This window comes from Otariodibacter sp., from assembly GCF_029256985.1.
In the GTDB taxonomy this organism is placed as follows: Bacteria; Pseudomonadota; Gammaproteobacteria; order Enterobacterales; family Pasteurellaceae; genus Otariodibacter.
Genome location: NZ_JARIDQ010000088.1, coordinates 1 through 16,135, shown reverse-complemented (window position 1 = coordinate 16,135; position 16,135 = coordinate 1). Strand labels below are relative to the sequence as shown.

The 16,135-nt window shown below is 34.1% G+C and carries 19 protein-coding genes and 1 riboswitch; of the genes, 15 read left to right on the top strand and 4 right to left on the bottom strand.

Annotated elements, in window-relative coordinates:
• Positions 1–607: molybdenum cofactor guanylyltransferase MobA (mobA, locus tag Q1J40_RS08975; protein ID WP_301099838.1), on the bottom strand; the 607-nt coding region annotated here is incomplete at its 3' end.
• Positions 608–688: 81 nt separating this feature from the next.
• Here mobA and Q1J40_RS08970 point away from each other — a divergent pair.
• Entirely contained in the window at positions 689–958 is a 270-nt protein-coding gene (locus Q1J40_RS08970; protein ID WP_301099836.1) for a YihD family protein, read from the top strand.
• Positions 959–1,017: 59 nt separating this feature from the next.
• Positions 1,018–1,653 carry a thiol:disulfide interchange protein DsbA gene (gene dsbA / locus Q1J40_RS08965; protein WP_301099834.1) on the top strand — a complete coding sequence of 212 codons (636 nt, stop codon included), beginning with the start codon at positions 1,018–1,020 and terminating at the stop codon, positions 1,651–1,653.
• A gap of 674 nt (positions 1,654–2,327) precedes the next feature.
• Here dsbA and Q1J40_RS08960 read toward each other — a convergent pair.
• The 3 genes from Q1J40_RS08960 to oxyR all read right to left on the bottom strand — a co-directional run bounded on the left by Q1J40_RS08960 (position 2,328) and on the right by oxyR (position 5,485).
• Positions 2,328–3,362, bottom strand: a complete 1,035-nt coding sequence (locus tag Q1J40_RS08960; RefSeq protein ID WP_301099833.1) for an amidohydrolase family protein — start codon at positions 3,360–3,362, stop codon at positions 2,328–2,330.
• A 622-nt stretch (positions 3,363–3,984) separates the two neighbouring features.
• Positions 3,985–4,602 carry an HTH-type transcriptional repressor FabR gene (gene fabR / locus Q1J40_RS08955; protein WP_301099842.1) on the bottom strand — a complete coding sequence of 206 codons (618 nt, stop codon included), beginning with the start codon at positions 4,600–4,602 and terminating at the stop codon, positions 3,985–3,987.
• A complete protein-coding gene (oxyR, locus tag Q1J40_RS08950; RefSeq protein WP_301099831.1) occupies positions 4,598–5,485 on the bottom strand; it encodes a DNA-binding transcriptional regulator OxyR in 888 nt (295 codons plus the stop codon). The genes fabR and oxyR overlap by 5 nt, the downstream gene beginning before the upstream one ends.
• Positions 5,486–5,614: 129 nt before the next feature.
• Here oxyR and Q1J40_RS08945 point away from each other — a divergent pair, with 129 nt between their 5' ends.
• The 13 genes from Q1J40_RS08945 to aroE all read left to right on the top strand — a co-directional run.
• Positions 5,615–6,349 (top strand): glutathione peroxidase, encoded by a 735-nt coding sequence (locus Q1J40_RS08945; RefSeq protein WP_301099830.1) that lies wholly within the window; start codon positions 5,615–5,617, stop codon positions 6,347–6,349.
• Positions 6,350–6,450: 101 nt separating this feature from the next.
• Positions 6,451–7,479, top strand: a complete 1,029-nt coding sequence (gene murB / locus Q1J40_RS08940) for a UDP-N-acetylmuramate dehydrogenase (RefSeq protein ID WP_301099829.1) — start codon at positions 6,451–6,453, stop codon at positions 7,477–7,479.
• Positions 7,476–8,243: a biotin--[acetyl-CoA-carboxylase] ligase gene (locus tag Q1J40_RS08935; protein ID WP_301099828.1), complete on the top strand. Its 768-nt coding sequence runs from the start codon at positions 7,476–7,478 to the stop codon at positions 8,241–8,243. The genes murB and Q1J40_RS08935 overlap by 4 nt, the downstream gene beginning before the upstream one ends.
• Positions 8,244–8,333: 90 nt before the next feature.
• Positions 8,334–9,233, top strand: coding sequence for a Dyp-type peroxidase (locus tag Q1J40_RS08930; RefSeq protein WP_301099827.1), 900 nt, complete (start codon positions 8,334–8,336; stop codon positions 9,231–9,233).
• Positions 9,234–9,771: 538 nt separating this feature from the next.
• A riboswitch (TPP riboswitch) is annotated at positions 9,772–9,865 on the top strand.
• 51 nt (positions 9,866–9,916) lie between these two features.
• Positions 9,917–10,903 carry a thiamine ABC transporter substrate binding subunit gene (thiB, locus tag Q1J40_RS08925; protein ID WP_301099826.1) on the top strand — a complete coding sequence of 329 codons (987 nt, stop codon included), beginning with the start codon at positions 9,917–9,919 and terminating at the stop codon, positions 10,901–10,903.
• A gap of 89 nt (positions 10,904–10,992) precedes the next feature.
• A complete protein-coding gene (locus Q1J40_RS08920) occupies positions 10,993–11,961 on the top strand; it encodes an aminodeoxychorismate synthase component I (protein WP_301099825.1) in 969 nt (322 codons plus the stop codon).
• Positions 11,939–12,547: an aminotransferase class IV family protein gene (locus Q1J40_RS08915; protein ID WP_301099824.1), complete on the top strand. Its 609-nt coding sequence runs from the start codon at positions 11,939–11,941 to the stop codon at positions 12,545–12,547. Before Q1J40_RS08920 ends, Q1J40_RS08915 begins: the two co-directional genes overlap by 23 nt.
• A 107-nt stretch (positions 12,548–12,654) precedes the next feature.
• The gene (recA, locus tag Q1J40_RS08910) at positions 12,655–13,749 is read left to right on the top strand and encodes a recombinase RecA (protein WP_301099823.1); all 1,095 of its coding nucleotides are present in this window, start codon (positions 12,655–12,657) and stop codon (positions 13,747–13,749) included.
• A gap of 53 nt (positions 13,750–13,802) precedes the next feature.
• Positions 13,803–14,252, top strand: coding sequence for a recombination regulator RecX (gene recX, locus Q1J40_RS08905; protein ID WP_301099822.1), 450 nt, complete (start codon positions 13,803–13,805; stop codon positions 14,250–14,252).
• Positions 14,245–14,562 carry a N(4)-acetylcytidine aminohydrolase gene (gene yqfB, locus Q1J40_RS08900; protein WP_301099840.1) on the top strand — a complete coding sequence of 106 codons (318 nt, stop codon included), beginning with the start codon at positions 14,245–14,247 and terminating at the stop codon, positions 14,560–14,562. The genes recX and yqfB overlap by 8 nt, the downstream gene beginning before the upstream one ends.
• Positions 14,549–15,082, top strand: a complete 534-nt coding sequence (locus Q1J40_RS08895; protein WP_301099821.1) for a DNA topoisomerase family protein — start codon at positions 14,549–14,551, stop codon at positions 15,080–15,082. The genes yqfB and Q1J40_RS08895 overlap by 14 nt, the downstream gene beginning before the upstream one ends.
• Entirely contained in the window at positions 15,082–15,636 is a 555-nt protein-coding gene (tsaC, locus tag Q1J40_RS08890) for an L-threonylcarbamoyladenylate synthase type 1 TsaC (RefSeq protein ID WP_301099820.1), read from the top strand. The genes Q1J40_RS08895 and tsaC overlap by 1 nt, the downstream gene beginning before the upstream one ends.
• Before the next feature lie 2 nt (positions 15,637–15,638).
• Positions 15,639–16,135, top strand: a 497-nt coding sequence (gene aroE, locus Q1J40_RS08885; RefSeq protein WP_301099819.1) for a shikimate dehydrogenase, incomplete at its 3' end; no start/stop codon positions are given.

Below are 16,135 nucleotides of genomic sequence, written 5' to 3'. Positions count from 1 at the left end.
TATTGCAAAATATTGATGAAATCTGACCGCTTGTAAACTCTTCTGGTGTATTAAAATTTTTAAAAGCACAAGACTGCTCAGAAAAATCGACTGCTACACTTTTTTGTGAATGAAAAAATTGTAACAAGCGGCGTTCTCCTCTTGCCAAATAATCTGCTAATGCCTTTTCCACAGAGCGATGAATTAAAGCGAAAGTTGGATGAGGTCTTTCACCATCATGCGCATACGCAATTTGAGCCTGATTAATTCTTAGAACTGTTGATAATTTCTTTAGTAAATTAGTTGGTAGAAAAGGGGTATCACAAGGCACAAACAATAGATATTCACTCTCTATATGCTGAAATCCCGATAAAATTCCACTTAATGGACCTTGAAAACCCACTAAATTATCTGAATAAGTTGGAACAGCAGGATACTGCTGATGATAATTCTCATACAAGCGGTTAATATTGAGATAAATTTTGCAAATTTGAGGCGATAAACGTTCAATAATATGTGTAATCAATGGTTTTCCTGCAACTTCCTGCAAACCTTTCTCAACCCCCTGTAAACGACGTGCTAGGCCTCCAGCTAAAATTACTGCTGAAATATCATTTATTTGACACATTTTATTTCCTTCATTTTGCAAAATTATGGTGAAAAGTATATGATTTCCGCTTGTTTTTTCCAAATTATTTAAGGATTTATCATGAAATGTAAACGTTTAAACGAGGTACTAGAATTATTAGGTGAACATTGGCGTAAAGAACCTGATTTACATCTACTTGATTTACTTTATAAAATTGCAGAAGAGGTTGGTGAAAAAGATAACCTTGATGCACTTCGTGATGAAGTCTTAATTTATCAATTAAAAATGCGAGGGAAAGACAAATCGGAAGCGATTCCTGGAATCAAAAAAGATTATGAAGAGGATTTTAAAACTGCCCTATTGAAAGCTAGAGGTATTTTAAAAGATTAATGAAACTTTACGCAGTTATCTGTTGTCAATTTAGATAACTTTTTCACTAGAGGATATGTATGAAAAAATTAGCATTAAAAACGACTTTTATTGCGCTTTCTGCGTTATTTGCATTTAATTCGGTAGCCATTGCTCAGGATCCTGTCTTAGGCAAAGAATTTATTGAAGTTCGTCAAGTACCTTCTGCACAAAAAGAAGTGTTAGAATTTTTCTCTTTCTATTGCCCACACTGCTATAATTTCGAAATGAATTATGAAATTCCAGATAAGATTAAAGCAGATTTACCAGAAGGAGTTGTTTTAAAACAATACCATGTCGATTTCTTAGGTCGTCAATCTAAAAACCTCACTCGAGCTTGGGCTCTTGCAATGGCTTTAGGTGCAGAAGATAAAGTAAAACGTCCGCTATTTGAAGCTGCACATAATGATAAGTTCAAATCAATGGATGATATTCGTAATGTATTCATTGCAAATGGCATTACAGCAGAACAATTTGATGGTGGAATTAATAGCTTTGCGGTTAATGCATTAGTTAATAAACAAGAACAAGCTCAAGAAGAATTTAAAGTTCGTGGAGTACCAACATTCTTGGTAAACGAACAATACCAAATCAACGGTGAAGGCTTCTCTGACTCAAAATCAACAAATGATTTTATCCAACACTATGTTGATACTGTATTATTCTTAGTTAAATAATAAATTACTTTGATCAGAGTGTTATAAGAGCTTAAAACGTATTTCTATTTTTTTATTGTCTTGATATCAAACATTTCAAATAGTCTATAACGTAAAAGATATAGTAGACAAAAGTGTGGGAAAAGTGGGTTAGCGCTTTGTAGTACAAAGCTTTAGCCTACTTTTTTTGGAAGTAATGGAAAAGCCTATATAATTATTGTAATTATAATACTCTGTAAATGTCCTCCTAAAATAATACAACTTATTCGTAGAATTTTCTTATAAAATATCTATAAAGGGTCTTGATAAGAGTAAATAACTGAACCTAAATAGTCTTACTGCGAAAAGAAACTAAAATAGATGTACAAACTAAAAAATTATACTGAACCAGATTATTCTTATCAGAATATTTATATTGAACGATTTGATCATAGTTATCGAACGAAGATTTAGGTTGCTATCTATCAACAGTTTAAATAAGGTCAATCAGTTAAAAGAGGAGTATATTAGGATTTATAATAAGTTATAACATGAACACTTTTTGAATATAAGTAGAAGATTTAATTAATCCACAATAACATTGTATTAAGAATAGGATATTTACAGACAAATTTTCTAAGATTTTTATCACTATGCAAAAAAAACCAACTTTTGAAAAGCTGGTCTTTTTTTATTATATATCTTAATTAATAGTATTAAGATGCAGACGTAGCTGCATTACTTTCTTCTAGAGAAGGTAAGTTTAGAGAAAATAGTTTATTTGCATTTTCACGACCTATTTGTAACTTAGTTTGGTTATCAAGCAAAATATCATCAAACCAACGAGAACCAGCATCCATATGCTCATAAGGATAGTCTGTTGAGAACATGATACGGTCAATACCTACTTGATCAATTGCTTCAAGTAATGGTCTTGCATGGAAATGTCCACTAGTAGTTAGATGGAAGTTATTTGCTAAGTAATAACCTGTACGATGTTTTGCCTTTGAACCTTTAGAACCAAAACGTTGCATATCTAATCTATGTTGCAAACGTGGAAGCATGTAAGGTAAACCTTCACCTAAGTGACCTAAAATAACTTGTAAAGTCGGATAGCGATCAAACAATCCGCTAAGCATTAATCTTACTGCATGGCTTGCAGTTTCATAACCAAATCCCCAAGCTGAGCCTACAAGTTCAGGATAGCCTTGAATAGAACGACGTTGACTTGGAAGTGGTTCACGAGGGTGTAAATACATAGGTACATTAAGTTTTACCATACGTTCCCAGAACACATCTAAAGGTGCTTCATCTAAGTATTGTACTTGTTCATTAGGACCAATATTACTATAACCATTGATTAGTACACCTTTTAAGCCAAGTTTAGTTACTGCACGTTCAAGTTCATCAGCTGCAGCTTCAGGATTTTGAAGGGCAACAGAAGCAAAAGAGGTAAGTCTGTCAGGGTGTTTTTGAATAAATGAATAAGCATAGTCATTTGCATTACGAGCCAATTCAACCGCTTCTTCAGGATCTTCAACAGATTGTACACCTGGTGAGGTAAGTGACATGATACACATTTGGATACCAGCTCGGTCCATTTCTGCAACACAAAGATCAGGGTCAGCTAGTTTACGAGCAACATCTTTTGAGTAGTCTTCACCATTACGACCCTCCTCGCCTTCAGCATCCCAATATTTATTATTTAATTCTGTAGAGAAGTGCTCTTCAAGAGCAATTTTACCTTCCATAATTGACTCCTTATCAAATGTAATAAGATGTGAATTGGGGAATTCCCAATATTATAAACAGCATAGGTAAAAGTTACTACTGATATAACTTAGGGTGTAGTTTAATTTCTTTTGTATGTAAATATGTCTTTCTACTAGATAACAAACATACAGAAAGATTTTTTTCACGGTTTTAACCCATGCCGAGCCTTAACCCCACTTTTTTGTGGGATATATTCTAACAGGCTTAGGTCCTTCATAATACGGAGGGAGATAAGTCTTGATCCCTTTTTCTATTTGGGATCATATTTTTCGACAATAACATAGAGCTAAAGTTCCTTTGTTTTTCAATTGAGTGATGTCTAGTATTTAAAATTTGTGAGAAAACTTAATAATAAGATTAAGTAATTTAATTAAAAACAAATAGTTAATATTTTTGTCTAAGAGGGGTAATGATATTTTGGCTAAAGATTTTTATATAAGCAGTAATACATTATACTTATTTTGGTAAAAATGCAATCTATACTATATGTAACGCTCTCCTTGATTCCTTGATAAACTTAATTATTTTAAATAATTATTATAAATATAACTATCATAAGGAAATTGTAGATCAATATACTAAACTTATAAAATATTATATTTATTTTTTATTTACTACATAATTTTCTGTACCATATATAAACATTCTAAGTTGCTTAGTTAAGCGATGTTTCAATATATATTTCTCTTTATTACTCATATCTAATGCTCTTGCCCCTGCAGTAAAAACAAGTGTTACTAACCCTTCAGATTCTATATAGGCAAGCTCTGTTGATATATTTGGGTTGCGGATTTTTATATATTCAGCAAGTTCTGCAACAAAATGCTCTATTTCACGAAAAATAGCCGCTCGAAATGCTACTGAGCTTCCTGAACTTTCCCGAAGTAACAGTCGAAACATATTTGGTCTAGCTGTAATAAACTCAAAAAAAGTGTCGACTGATGTAGCAACAATTCCACCACCATTTTCTAGTCGTTTCCTTGCTCTTCGCATCAATTGGCGTAAGACTAACCCTGACTCATCAACCATTGCTAATCCAAGTTCATCCATATCTTTAAAATGACGATAGAATGAAGTTGGAGCAATTCCTGCCTCTCGTGAAACTTCTCTCAAACTCAAATTAGAAAAACTTTTTTCTGCACTTAATTGATTAAACGCTGCATCTACCAAAGCTCTACGCGTCTTTTCTTTTTGTTCAGCTCTAATACCCAATTTAATTACCCTTCATAATAGATTCAATTTCTTTTGCTAAACGTTCATAACGCAAACGCAATGGTGAACCCGGTCTATAGACAAGTCCAATTTTACGATATGGTACCGGATCACTAAATCCCACATAAACCAGATTATCATCTTTTTTAATCCTTGTAGCTAATTCTGGAATAAACGCCATGCCAATTTCTGCTGCAACCATATTTCTTAATGTTTCTATGCTGCTCGCTTTAAAATGCTCATTTTCTTTTGCTCCTGTAGATAAACAATAATTCATTGTCTGTGTTCTTAAGCAATGTCCATTATCTAACATTAGCATTTCTTGATCACGCAGTTCACTTAAGTTTAATACATTCTTATTTGCCCAAGGATGAGTATGAGAAACTGCAAGATACATTTTTTCATCAAAAATAGGTACTTCAATAAATGTCTCACTCTCTTTCCCTAATGCTAAAATACCACAATCAATTTGCCCTGCCTCTAACTGCTCTAATAATTGTTCTGTTTGCAGTTCATAAATATAGATATCTAACTCTGGGTATTGTTTTTTTAATATAGGTAAAATGACTGGAGATAAATACGGTCCTAATGTTGGAATAATACCAATAAGAATTGGTCCAGACATATCTTTTCCTTGATTACTTGCCATTTCCTTTAAAATTTTTACTTCACGTAAAATTCGTTTTGCTTGTTCCACAAGAGTCAAACCTGCTTGAGTAAATAGAACTTTGCGACTCGTTCTTTCTAGCAAAACAGTTCCCAATTCATCCTCTAGCTTACGAATTTGTCCACTTAATGTTGGCTGGCTAACATTACAAGCATCTGCTGCTTTACGAAAATGTTTAAAATCAGCTAATGCAATCAAGTATTCTAGATCTCGTATGTTCATAATATATTCTCTTTATCCCTATGATTGATGGGTAAATTATCTCACAGTTATAGATAAAATAGATTAGGATTATGTCATATTTATGTGTAGAATGGTGAGGATTTTTAGTCATTAACAGAGGAGAAAACAATGTCTTTTAAAGATATGACTGGTCAGAAGGTTCCAAGCGTAGTATTCCATACTCGTCAAGGCGATAGTTGGGTTGATGTTTCAACTGATGAATTATTCAATAACAAAACTGTTATCGTATTTTCATTACCAGGCGCATTTACCCCAACTTGCTCATCAACTCATTTACCTCGCTATAACGAGTTAGCAAATGAATTCAAAGCAGTAGGTATTGATGACATTATTTGTATGTCTGTTAACGATACTTTTGTTATGAATGCTTGGAAAGAAGCTCAAGAATCTGACAACATTACAGTAATTCCAGATGGGAATGGTGAGTTTACAGAAAAAATGGGCTTATTAGTTGAGAAAGATGATCTTGGTTTTGGTAAACGTTCTTGGCGTTATTCTATGCTCGTTAAAAATGGTGTTGTAGAAAAAATGTTTATCGAGCCAGAAGAACCAGGTGACCCGTTCAAAGTATCAGATGCTGATACAATGATGAAATACATCAAACCTGACTGGTCAGCTAAACCATCAGTATCAATTTTCACAAAACCAGGTTGCCCATTCTGTGCAAAAGCGAAAAAATTATTAACTGAAAAAGGTTATCAGTTTGAAGAAATCGTACTTGGACACGATGCAAGCACAACTTCTGTTCGTGCAATTACAGGTAAAACATCTGTACCACAAGTATTTATCGGTGGTAAACACATCGGCGGTAGTGACGATTTAGAAGCTTATTTTGCTAAATAATTACGAATAGTTAATTACATGAGGCTAAGTGAAAACTTAGCCTTTTTTGTTTATCAATAAATGGTAAACTATCTCAAATTTAACTCAATATACTCTATATTATGAATAAAAATTTACGCCCTTTTCATACTTTTCATCTTTCCGTTACCGCAAACAAGGTTATTCCTGTTCATACCCCATCTGAATTAATTGATGAGTGGCAAAAAGCCAATCAAGCTAATCAGCCTGTTCTATTATTAGGTCAAGGGAGTAATATTTTATTTGTTGAAAATTTTGCTGGCACAGTGTTAATTAATCAATTAAAAGGGATTCAACATACTGAAGATGAGGATTTTCATTACCTTAACGTTGCAGGAGGGGAAAATTGGCATGAATTAGTAAAATGGACATTAACACAAAATATCATGGGATTAGAGAATCTTGCTTTGATTCCCGGTTGTGTAGGTTCAGCACCTATCCAAAATATTGGTGCTTATGGCGTAGAATTTGAAAAGGCTTGTGAGTTTGTTGAAGTCATCAACCTTCATTCTGGCGAAACATTAAAATTATCGAACGAACAATGCCAATTTGGTTATCGAGAAAGCATTTTTAAACACGAGTATAAAGACGACTACGCAATCATATCCGTAGGATTAAAGTTAGCTAAACAATGGCAACCGACTCTAACGTACGGATCATTAACACAATTCGATCCTACAACAGTTACAGCTCAACAAATCTTTGATGAAGTCTGCGCAATTCGATCGGCAAAATTACCCAATCCAGATCAATTTGGTAATGCAGGCAGTTTCTTTAAAAATCCGATCATTACTTTTGCAAAATTTTCAGATCTTCTGACCGCTTATCCAACGATACCTCACTACCCTCAAGCTGATGGCAACGTTAAAATTCCTGCTGGTTGGCTTATTGACCAATGCCAATTAAAAGGCTATCAAATTGGAGGGGCAGCCGTACATACTCAACAAGCTCTGGTATTAATCAATAAGGATAATGCAACAGCAAAAGATGTCATCCAATTGGCTAAAACTGTCCGCCAAAAAGTGCGTGAAAAATTTGGAATAGAAATTCATCCTGAGGTTCGTTTTATAGGGAAATCTGGTGAAATTAATAGTGAGGAAATCACTCGATGATCTTATTGAATCAAGCAGAGATCCAAAGAGCATTAAACTATGGTCAAGCAATCGTTTTTACTGAAATTGATTCGACTAACGAATATTTATTAGCTCACCATAATCAACTTCCCTCTGGCTCTGTTTGTATTGCAGAAACTCAAACCGCAGGAAGAGGACGACGAGGTAGAAAATGGTATTCCCCATTTTCTGAAAACCTCTATTTCTCAATGCTATGGCGTTATTCTTCTATTAACCTTTCTCAAATTGCACCATTAAGTTTAGTGGTAGCAATAGTTATTGCTGAAACCTTTCAGCAACTCAAAGTCAAAGATATTCAAATTAAATGGCCCAATGATATTTACTACCAAGGTAAAAAAATGGGTGGGATTTTAATTGAAAGCCGAACAAATCGTCATAGTATTGATTTAGTGATTGGCATTGGTTTAAATTTATCTATGAATGCAATTGATCCAAAAATTGTCAATCAAGCGTGGAGTGATCTTTCACATTATCAACTCGATCGTAATCAATTCGCCTCCCTATTAGCACAACGACTGCAAAAAATGCTGGTTGAATTTCCTCAACATACCTTTTTAGATTATTTACCACAATGGAATCAATTCGATTTATTCTATAAAAAACCCGTGAAATTGATTACTGAAAAAGGAGAAATTCATGGAATTGCCAGCGGAATAAATAATAGTGGAGAATTATTACTAGAGCAAAATAATACCCTAATCCCTTTTGCAATAGGTGAAATTTCATTACGCTCTGATAATTAATATTATAGGTTATAGGGCTTTGTGATATTTCACAGAAAAAAGTAAAATAGACAAACAATCATTTTGTACTAATATTGAGGAGTAAAACTCATGGCAACCCCACAAAGTGGCATCACATTAATGCACCGTAAATCAGGTATGTTTATTGAATTAACCATTAATAATTCAACAAAACTAGCAGATAAAATTAGAGTTATTTATGAAAAATTTCAGGCTACAAAACAAAAGTTTTCACTTGAAGAATTAGGAATTACATTTGCTTTTGGTGAAAAGTTATGGAGAAAATTAGCACCTAATACCTCTGCTCCAGAATTGAAATCTTTTATCTCCTTAGGTTCAGAAGAACGTGAATTTGCTCCTGCAACACAACGTGATTTACTTATTCATATTCAATCAGATCGCCCTGATGTTAATTTTGCACTGGCTCTTATTGTGGTTGAACAATTACAAGATATTGCTACTGTTGAAGAAGAAGTAAACGGTTTCCGTTGGATAGAAGAACGTGATCTTACTGGATTTATTGATGGTACAGAGAACCCAGAAAATGAAGAGAAATTACGTGAGGTAGCACTTATCAATGAAGGCGAAGATGAAGGTGGGAGTTATGTGCTTAGCCAACGTTATATTCATCAATTACAAAAATGGAATAAAATGTCTAGCGATCGCCAAGAGCAAGTGATTGGTAGAACAAAAGCAGATAGTGTCGAATTAGATGATGTGCCAAGTAACTCTCATGTAGGACGAGTTGATCTAAAAGAAAATGGCAAAGGATTAAAAGTGTTACGCCATAGCTTACCTTATGGAAAAGCAAGTGGCGAACATGGTCTCTATTACCTTGCTTTTTCTAAACGTTTATACAATATTGATCAACAATTAAAAAGTATGTTTGGTGAATTAGATGGTAAAACTGACCGCTTATTAGGATTTACAAAAGCAGTGACAGGAAGTTATTATTTTGCACCTAATTTAGAAACATTACTTCATTTATAAAACTCATTTCTTTAATGAAAAATAAGGATGTTAGCCACTAACATCCTTATTTATTTTTCCTTTTTTAAATCTTATTTTTCTAATTATTTATAAAAAATCATAAACATAAGCATTTTTCATATTTGAAAAATCGAAAAAACAAATTAACTAATTAATTCAACACAAAAGAGGAAAACATAATATTTCATCCTAATTTTAAGGAACTTATTAATACATTAACTATTAGTATTAAATTATCATTATCTGCATGGTCTAATGATCCTATTATTGAATAAACACCTAGCATAGATTGGTAATTGATAAACTATATCAGTCACTACCATTATTCTAGTTTTAGCCACAATATTATTCCCTATTGCGCTTAAATTAGGTATTGATCCTATTAATTTAGGGATCATTACATATATACCAGTCATCTCAATGGCATTACCTGAATGGATTGGTATACACTAATAAATATCAATACTTCAATAAAAAGGATTAAATCGACTTTAATACATTCTGGTTTATTCCTTTTTATTGTACAATATTCAAATCGACGTTCTCATTGGGGTGCTTTAGTTAAAGCTGAGAAATACCCATAGAACCTGATCTGATTAATATCAGCGTAGGGATTTGAGACAAGCTACTTTCTTCTTGTTTTAGATCCTTCTATTTTAATTCTATGTAGAAGGAATTATTCTATGAAACTTACCCACATTTTTGCACTTTCCAGCATTGCAATATCTGTATCTGTACTAGCTGCTAATCAACCAACATTAACTGTTTATACCTATGATTCATTTACCTCTGAATGGGGACCTGCACCAAAATTAGAAGCAATTTTTGAAGAAGAATGTAATTGCGATTTAAAATTTATGCCATTTGAAGATGGAGTAACCATGTTCAATCGCATTCGTTTAGAAGGTCAAAAAACAAAAGCGGATGTGATGTTAGGTATCGATAATTTTGTAATGCCTGAAGCTGAAAAATCAGGGTTATTTATTCCTCATCAACTAGATACTTCTAAATTAGATTTAGAAACAGTGTGGACAGATAAAACTTTCGTTCCTTATGATTATGGTGAATATGCATTTGTCTATAATAAGAAAAATGTCACTAACCCACCAAAAAGCTTGAAAGAATTGATTGATCGTGAAGATCTAAAAATCATCTATCAAGATCCTCGCACAAGTACTGTAGGCCGTGGCTTACTATTCTGGGTCAATCAAGTTTATGGTAATGATGCAGAAAAAGCTTGGGAGCAATTAGCTAAACATACTGTAACTGTTGGTAAAGGTTGGTCTGAGACTTATGGCGCATTCTTAAAAGGTGAATCTGATTTAGTATTAAGCTACTCAACTTCCCCACTCTATCATCAATGGAGCGAACAAGATGATAGTTATGCAGCCGCAAACTTTGATGAAGGTCATCTCGTTCAAATTGAAGTAGCTGGAATAACAAAAGCAAGTAAACAACCTGAGCTTGCTCGCCAATTCTTAACTTTCTTACAAACACCTGAAGCTCAAAAAATTATTTCTGTGAATAATGTAATGAAACCTGTAGTAGCAAAAGATGCAGATCCTGCATATAGCACACTTCCACATTATGCTCAATTACCATTTACTCAACCCGATGTTGAAACTGTTAAACAATGGTTAGCAACTTGGCAAAAAGCAATGAGTAAATAAACTACACTCCCCGCATTAAGCGGGGATTTTTATTAATTCTACTCAAAATTCGCTATAATGAGGCATTACCCCTTACTTTTATAAAATCTATGCTGAATTTTATTCAAACGGCGAATCAACTTGGTACGACAAGAACACCTTTTTTCTTTCTGATCGATTTTGAGCAAAATAAACCGCTGATCTATCCGCTTATAACATTAGAACAGCATAAAATTTGGTTTAAATTCCCCGATAAAGCAAATGCTACCGAGCAATCTATCGATAAAAAATTCGAACTCACATTTACCCCAATCGAACGTACGTTGTATCAAGAAAAATTTAACTTAGTAAAAAATGAAATTCAGAATGGTAACAGTTATCTACTCAATTTAACTGTGCCAACGTCTATTCGAACCAACTACACCTTATCTGAAATATTTCAGGCAAGCAGAGCTAAATATAAACTACTACTTGATAATGAGTTTGTCTGCTTTTCACCCGAATGCTTCATCAAAATTGATAGCAATATGATTTATTCCTACCCGATGAAAGGAACGATTAATGTTAAGGAAGAAAACGCTCTAGAAAAGCTACTCAATTCTGAAAAAGAGTTGGCCGAGCATAATACGATTGTGGATTTAATTAGAAATGATCTCGCTCTGGTTGCCCAAAATATTCAAGTTACAAAATATCGTTATGCGGAACAAGTGAATACGCATAAAGGAGCGATTTATCAAACAAGCTCTGAAATTCGAGGCGAACTACCGCTTAATTGGCAAAATAAGGTAGGGAATTTACTTACGAAAATGTTGCCTGCAGGCTCAATTAGTGGTGCCCCTAAGGTCAAAACCGTTGAGATTATCCAGCAAGCCGAAAAACAAGAACGAGGTTACTATACAGGGATATTTGGTTATTTTGATGGCGATGCTTTAGATAGTGCAGTCGCCATTCGCTACATTGAAAATGATCATAACCAATTTATTTTCCGCAGTGGTGGAGGCATTACAGCATTAAGTCAATGCGATGATGAATATAATGAAATTCTAGAGAAAATCTATGTGCCATTATCCACTATTTGAAACCTTATCACTCATTAATGGCAAATTTCAAAATCTCTCTTTTCATCAAGAGCGGATGGATCACGCTTTTAATAATTATTTAAAAGTAAAACCTAACTTCAATTTATCGGATATTGTTATTCCCAATGAATATCAACAAGGAATTTTTCGCTGTCGAATTGATTACAATATCAATAAATACGAAATGCAAATTTCGCCCTATATTCCAAGGAAAATTGAACAATTTCAATGTGTTTCTATGGAAAATTTTGACTACTCATTTAAATTTACCGATCGTAAGCGGTTAGATTCATTCAAAAATTTGCAAAAACCAAGTCAAGAAATATTGATCGTAAATAATGGTAAGATCAGCGATTGTACGATTGGTAATTTACTCTTTTTAAAAAATGATCGCTGGTATAGCCCTAAAGATTATTTGTTGAAAGGCACTCAACTTGCATCCCTACTGGAAAAATCATTGGTAGAATTGGTATCAATCAGTATAGATGATGTATTTGAGTACGAGGAAATTATGATGATTAATGCGTTGAATCCCTTTGATCGCAAAAGAGCGATCATTATCAATCAGCAATCGATCATTCTTTGATATTTTCGATCTCTATCGAAAATCCTAAAAAAACACTTGAAACTGTATAAACAAACAGTATAATAAATTCAAAATTTTGCACCACATCAAAATAAAAGGATCAGGCAATGGCAGAAAAAAAATCATCAGCATCAGCAACTAAATATAATGAACCAGATAGCAAAGAAAAAGCACTGGCTGCTGCTCTAGCCCAAATTGAAAAACAATTTGGTAAAGGCTCAATTATGAAATTGGGCGATACGCAACAATTAGATATTGAGTCGGTTTCAACTGGATCTATCGGTTTAGATTTAGCGTTAGGGATTGGTGGCTTACCAATGGGACGAATTGTTGAGATTTTTGGACCAGAATCGTCAGGTAAAACAACCCTTACATTATCAGTTATCGCTCAAGCACAAAAAACGGGTAAAACTTGTGCGTTCATTGATGCAGAACACGCATTAGATCCTGTTTACGCTAAAAAATTAGGGGTGGATACGGATAAACTCCTTATTTCACAACCTGATAATGGTGAACAAGCCCTTGAAATTTGTGATGCTTTAGTGCGTTCTGGTGCAGTTGATGTGATTATCGTGGACTCTGTTGCTGCACTTACACCAAAAGCTGAAATTGAAGGCGAGATGGGTGATTCTCATATGGGGTTACAGGCTCGTTTGATGTCTCAAGCTTTAAGAAAATTAACAGCAAATATCAAAGCAACTAACTGTTTAGTGGTATTCATTAACCAAATTCGTATGAAAATTGGTGTGATGTTTGGTAATCCTGAAACCACAACTGGTGGCAATGCGCTTAAATTCTATGCATCTGTCCGCTTAGATATCCGTCGTTCTGGTGTTGTAAAAGATGGCGATGAGATCTTAGGTAGTGAAACAAAAGTTAAAGTGGTTAAGAATAAAGTTTCACCACCATTCCGTGTTGCAGAATTCGATATTATGTACGGAGAAGGTATCTCTAAAGTTGGAGAAATTTTAGGTCTTGCTGTTGCTCACAATCTTATTCAAAAATCAGGTGCATGGTTCTCGTACAATGGAGAAAAGATCGGCCAAGGTAAAAACAATGCAATTAAATGGTTAAAAGAGAATCCTGAACACGCAGATAAGATCGAACAAGATATTAGAAATTTACTAATGTCTAATAATGAAAAGTCAGATCTTGCGCCAATTGAAGACAATGATGCTGAAGAAGTATTAGAAGAAATTTAATTCATTTTTAATCAAAGAATAATGCGGTTTCCAAACCGCATTTTTTATATACTATGACAAATAAATACACCGCTCTTCAATATGTCGTTTATCTTCTTTCAAGAAGGGATTATAGTGAGCTAGAATTAAGACAAAAGCTACATCAAAAATCTTACATTGAAGAAGATATTGAACAAGCTATTGAAAAAGCACAAAGCCATAATTGGCAAAACGATCAACGCTTCTGTACCCAATTTATTCGTTCACGAGCCAATCAAGGCTACGGTCCAAATAGATTAAAGCAAGAGCTCCGCCAAAAAGGTATTTCGAGCTCTCTTATATCAGAGGGATTGGAAAATACAGAAATTGATTGGTTTGAGCTTGCAGAAAAGGTATTTAGAAAAAAATGCCCAGCGACTTTAGATATAAAAGCTAAACAAAAAATATGGCGATATATGCTCTCTCATGGATTTACTCCCGAACATTTCGGGCACTTAATGGATCTTTCTATTTATGATGAATAAAATTACATTCTTTAGTCGATTTGAATCAGATATTATCAGTGGTAAAAAAACAATCACAATTCGAGATAAATCTGAATCCTATTTCAAGCCTACTCAAATCCTTGATGTTTTTACTAATGAAACTGACCTCTTGTTTGCTAAAATTCAAGTTATTTCAGTTACACCAATTACTTTTGATCAATTATCCGAACAACATGCTCAACAAGAAAATATGACTCTAGAGCAATTAAAAAGAGTGATTAAGGAAATCTATCCAACTGAAAATCAGTTTTTTGTTATTGAATTTAAGTTAATTAATGAGCCTATTTAAATCGACTAAACAGACTGAATATTGCCCTAAATGCAATCATCCCTTAGTGATAAAACGAAGCAAACAGGGATTATTCTGGGGATGCTCTAATTACCCAGCATGCGATTATTTAAAACCATTACATCAAGCAACACATATTATAAAAACCCTTGATGATACTTGCCCAGAATGTGGAGCTTTATTGCAAGTAAAACAAGGTAGTTTTGGTATGTTTATAGGGTGTAGCCAATACCCTGAATGTACTTTTACCGTACATGAAGAAAATGATACCGTTGAAGAATGGGATTGCCCAGAGTGTCGAACGCACAAATTGGTTGAGCGAATTGGACGTTCAGGCAAACATTTCTACGCTTGTACAGGCTATCCAGAATGTAAATTCACGCTACCCTCTAAACCGATAGAAAAACCTTGCCCTCAATGTCATTATCCTTTGGTAACAAAGAAAAAACAACGAGGTAAGACGGTCTATGTATGTGCCAATAAACTATGTAAGCATATATTTACTGAAGAGGAAAACTAATGTTCTCTTTTAATGAGATTATCTCAACACTACAAAATGATGAAGTTATTGCCTATCCAACCGAAGCCGTTTTTGGATTAGGCTGTAATCCTAATAGCGAAACTGCTGTGATGAAATTACTCGCACTAAAAAAACGTCCAATAGAAAAAGGCTTAATTCTCATCGCACCAACAAAAGAGTTCTTAATGCCTTATATTGATACCACACAATTAAGCCAATGCGAATGGGATATTATCGAACAACCAACAGACAAAGCGATAACTTGGATTGTGCCAACCACCCCTTCTACTCCAGCTTATCTAACGGGTAAATTTAACTCGATTGCAATACGCCTATGCAAAATTCCAGCAGTAACAAAACTCTGCCAAGAAGCTGGATTTGCATTAACATCTACTAGCGCGAATTTATCAGGACAAGAGCCTTGTCGCACAGTACAAGATGTCATCTCTCAATTTGGTAATCACTTTCCTGTAGTAGATATGCCAACAGGAGGAAGACAAAATCCTTCCGAAATTCGAGATATTTTTACCCAAAAAATTTTAAGAGCGGGCTAATAATGAATAGATATGCGGTTTGGGGTAATCCAATTAACCAAAGCAAGTCACCAAGAATTCATCAACTATTTGCAGAACAATTAAACAAAGAGATTAGTTATGATGCAAAATTAGGGAATGACATCCTATTTGAACAACAAATCACAGATTTTTTTGTACAAGGTGCAAAAGGGGCTAACGTCACTTCACCTTTTAAAGAACGTGCATTTGCATTAGCTGATGAATATAGTGAAAACTGTAAACAAGCAGGTGCTTGTAATACTCTAAAGTGCTTACCTGATGGTCGTTTATATGCTGATAACACTGACGGGATTGGCTTAGTTACCGATCTCAACAGATTAAATTGGTTAGAGAAAAATCAACGAGTTTTAATTTTAGGTGCTGGCGGAGCCACCAAAGGTGTGCTATATCCACTACTACAAGCAGAACAAAATATTACACTTTATAATCGAACTATCGAAAAAGCGGTCAGTTTAGCTCAACATTTTGCAAATTATGG

Coding starts and splice junctions, on each gene's coding strand:
- Q1J40_RS08970 (WP_301099836.1), top strand. CDS start 689: ATGAAATGTAAACGTTTAAACGAGGTACTAGAATTATTAGGTGAACAT.
- dsbA (WP_301099834.1), top strand. CDS start 1,018: ATGAAAAAATTAGCATTAAAAACGACTTTTATTGCGCTTTCTGCGTTA.
- Q1J40_RS08960 (WP_301099833.1), bottom strand. CDS start 3,362: ATGGAAGGTAAAATTGCTCTTGAAGAGCACTTCTCTACAGAATTAAAT.
- oxyR (WP_301099831.1), bottom strand. CDS start 5,485: ATGAACATACGAGATCTAGAATACTTGATTGCATTAGCTGATTTTAAA.
- Q1J40_RS08945 (WP_301099830.1), top strand. CDS start 5,615: ATGTCTTTTAAAGATATGACTGGTCAGAAGGTTCCAAGCGTAGTATTC.
- murB (WP_301099829.1), top strand. CDS start 6,451: ATGAATAAAAATTTACGCCCTTTTCATACTTTTCATCTTTCCGTTACC.
- Q1J40_RS08935 (WP_301099828.1), top strand. CDS start 7,476: ATGATCTTATTGAATCAAGCAGAGATCCAAAGAGCATTAAACTATGGT.
- Q1J40_RS08930 (WP_301099827.1), top strand. CDS start 8,334: ATGGCAACCCCACAAAGTGGCATCACATTAATGCACCGTAAATCAGGT.
- thiB (WP_301099826.1), top strand. CDS start 9,917: ATGAAACTTACCCACATTTTTGCACTTTCCAGCATTGCAATATCTGTA.
- Q1J40_RS08920 (WP_301099825.1), top strand. CDS start 10,993: ATGCTGAATTTTATTCAAACGGCGAATCAACTTGGTACGACAAGAACA.
- Q1J40_RS08915 (WP_301099824.1), top strand. CDS start 11,939: ATGTGCCATTATCCACTATTTGAAACCTTATCACTCATTAATGGCAAA.
- recA (WP_301099823.1), top strand. CDS start 12,655: ATGGCAGAAAAAAAATCATCAGCATCAGCAACTAAATATAATGAACCA.
- recX (WP_301099822.1), top strand. CDS start 13,803: ATGACAAATAAATACACCGCTCTTCAATATGTCGTTTATCTTCTTTCA.
- yqfB (WP_301099840.1), top strand. CDS start 14,245: ATGAATAAAATTACATTCTTTAGTCGATTTGAATCAGATATTATCAGT.
- Q1J40_RS08895 (WP_301099821.1), top strand. CDS start 14,549: ATGAGCCTATTTAAATCGACTAAACAGACTGAATATTGCCCTAAATGC.
- tsaC (WP_301099820.1), top strand. CDS start 15,082: ATGTTCTCTTTTAATGAGATTATCTCAACACTACAAAATGATGAAGTT.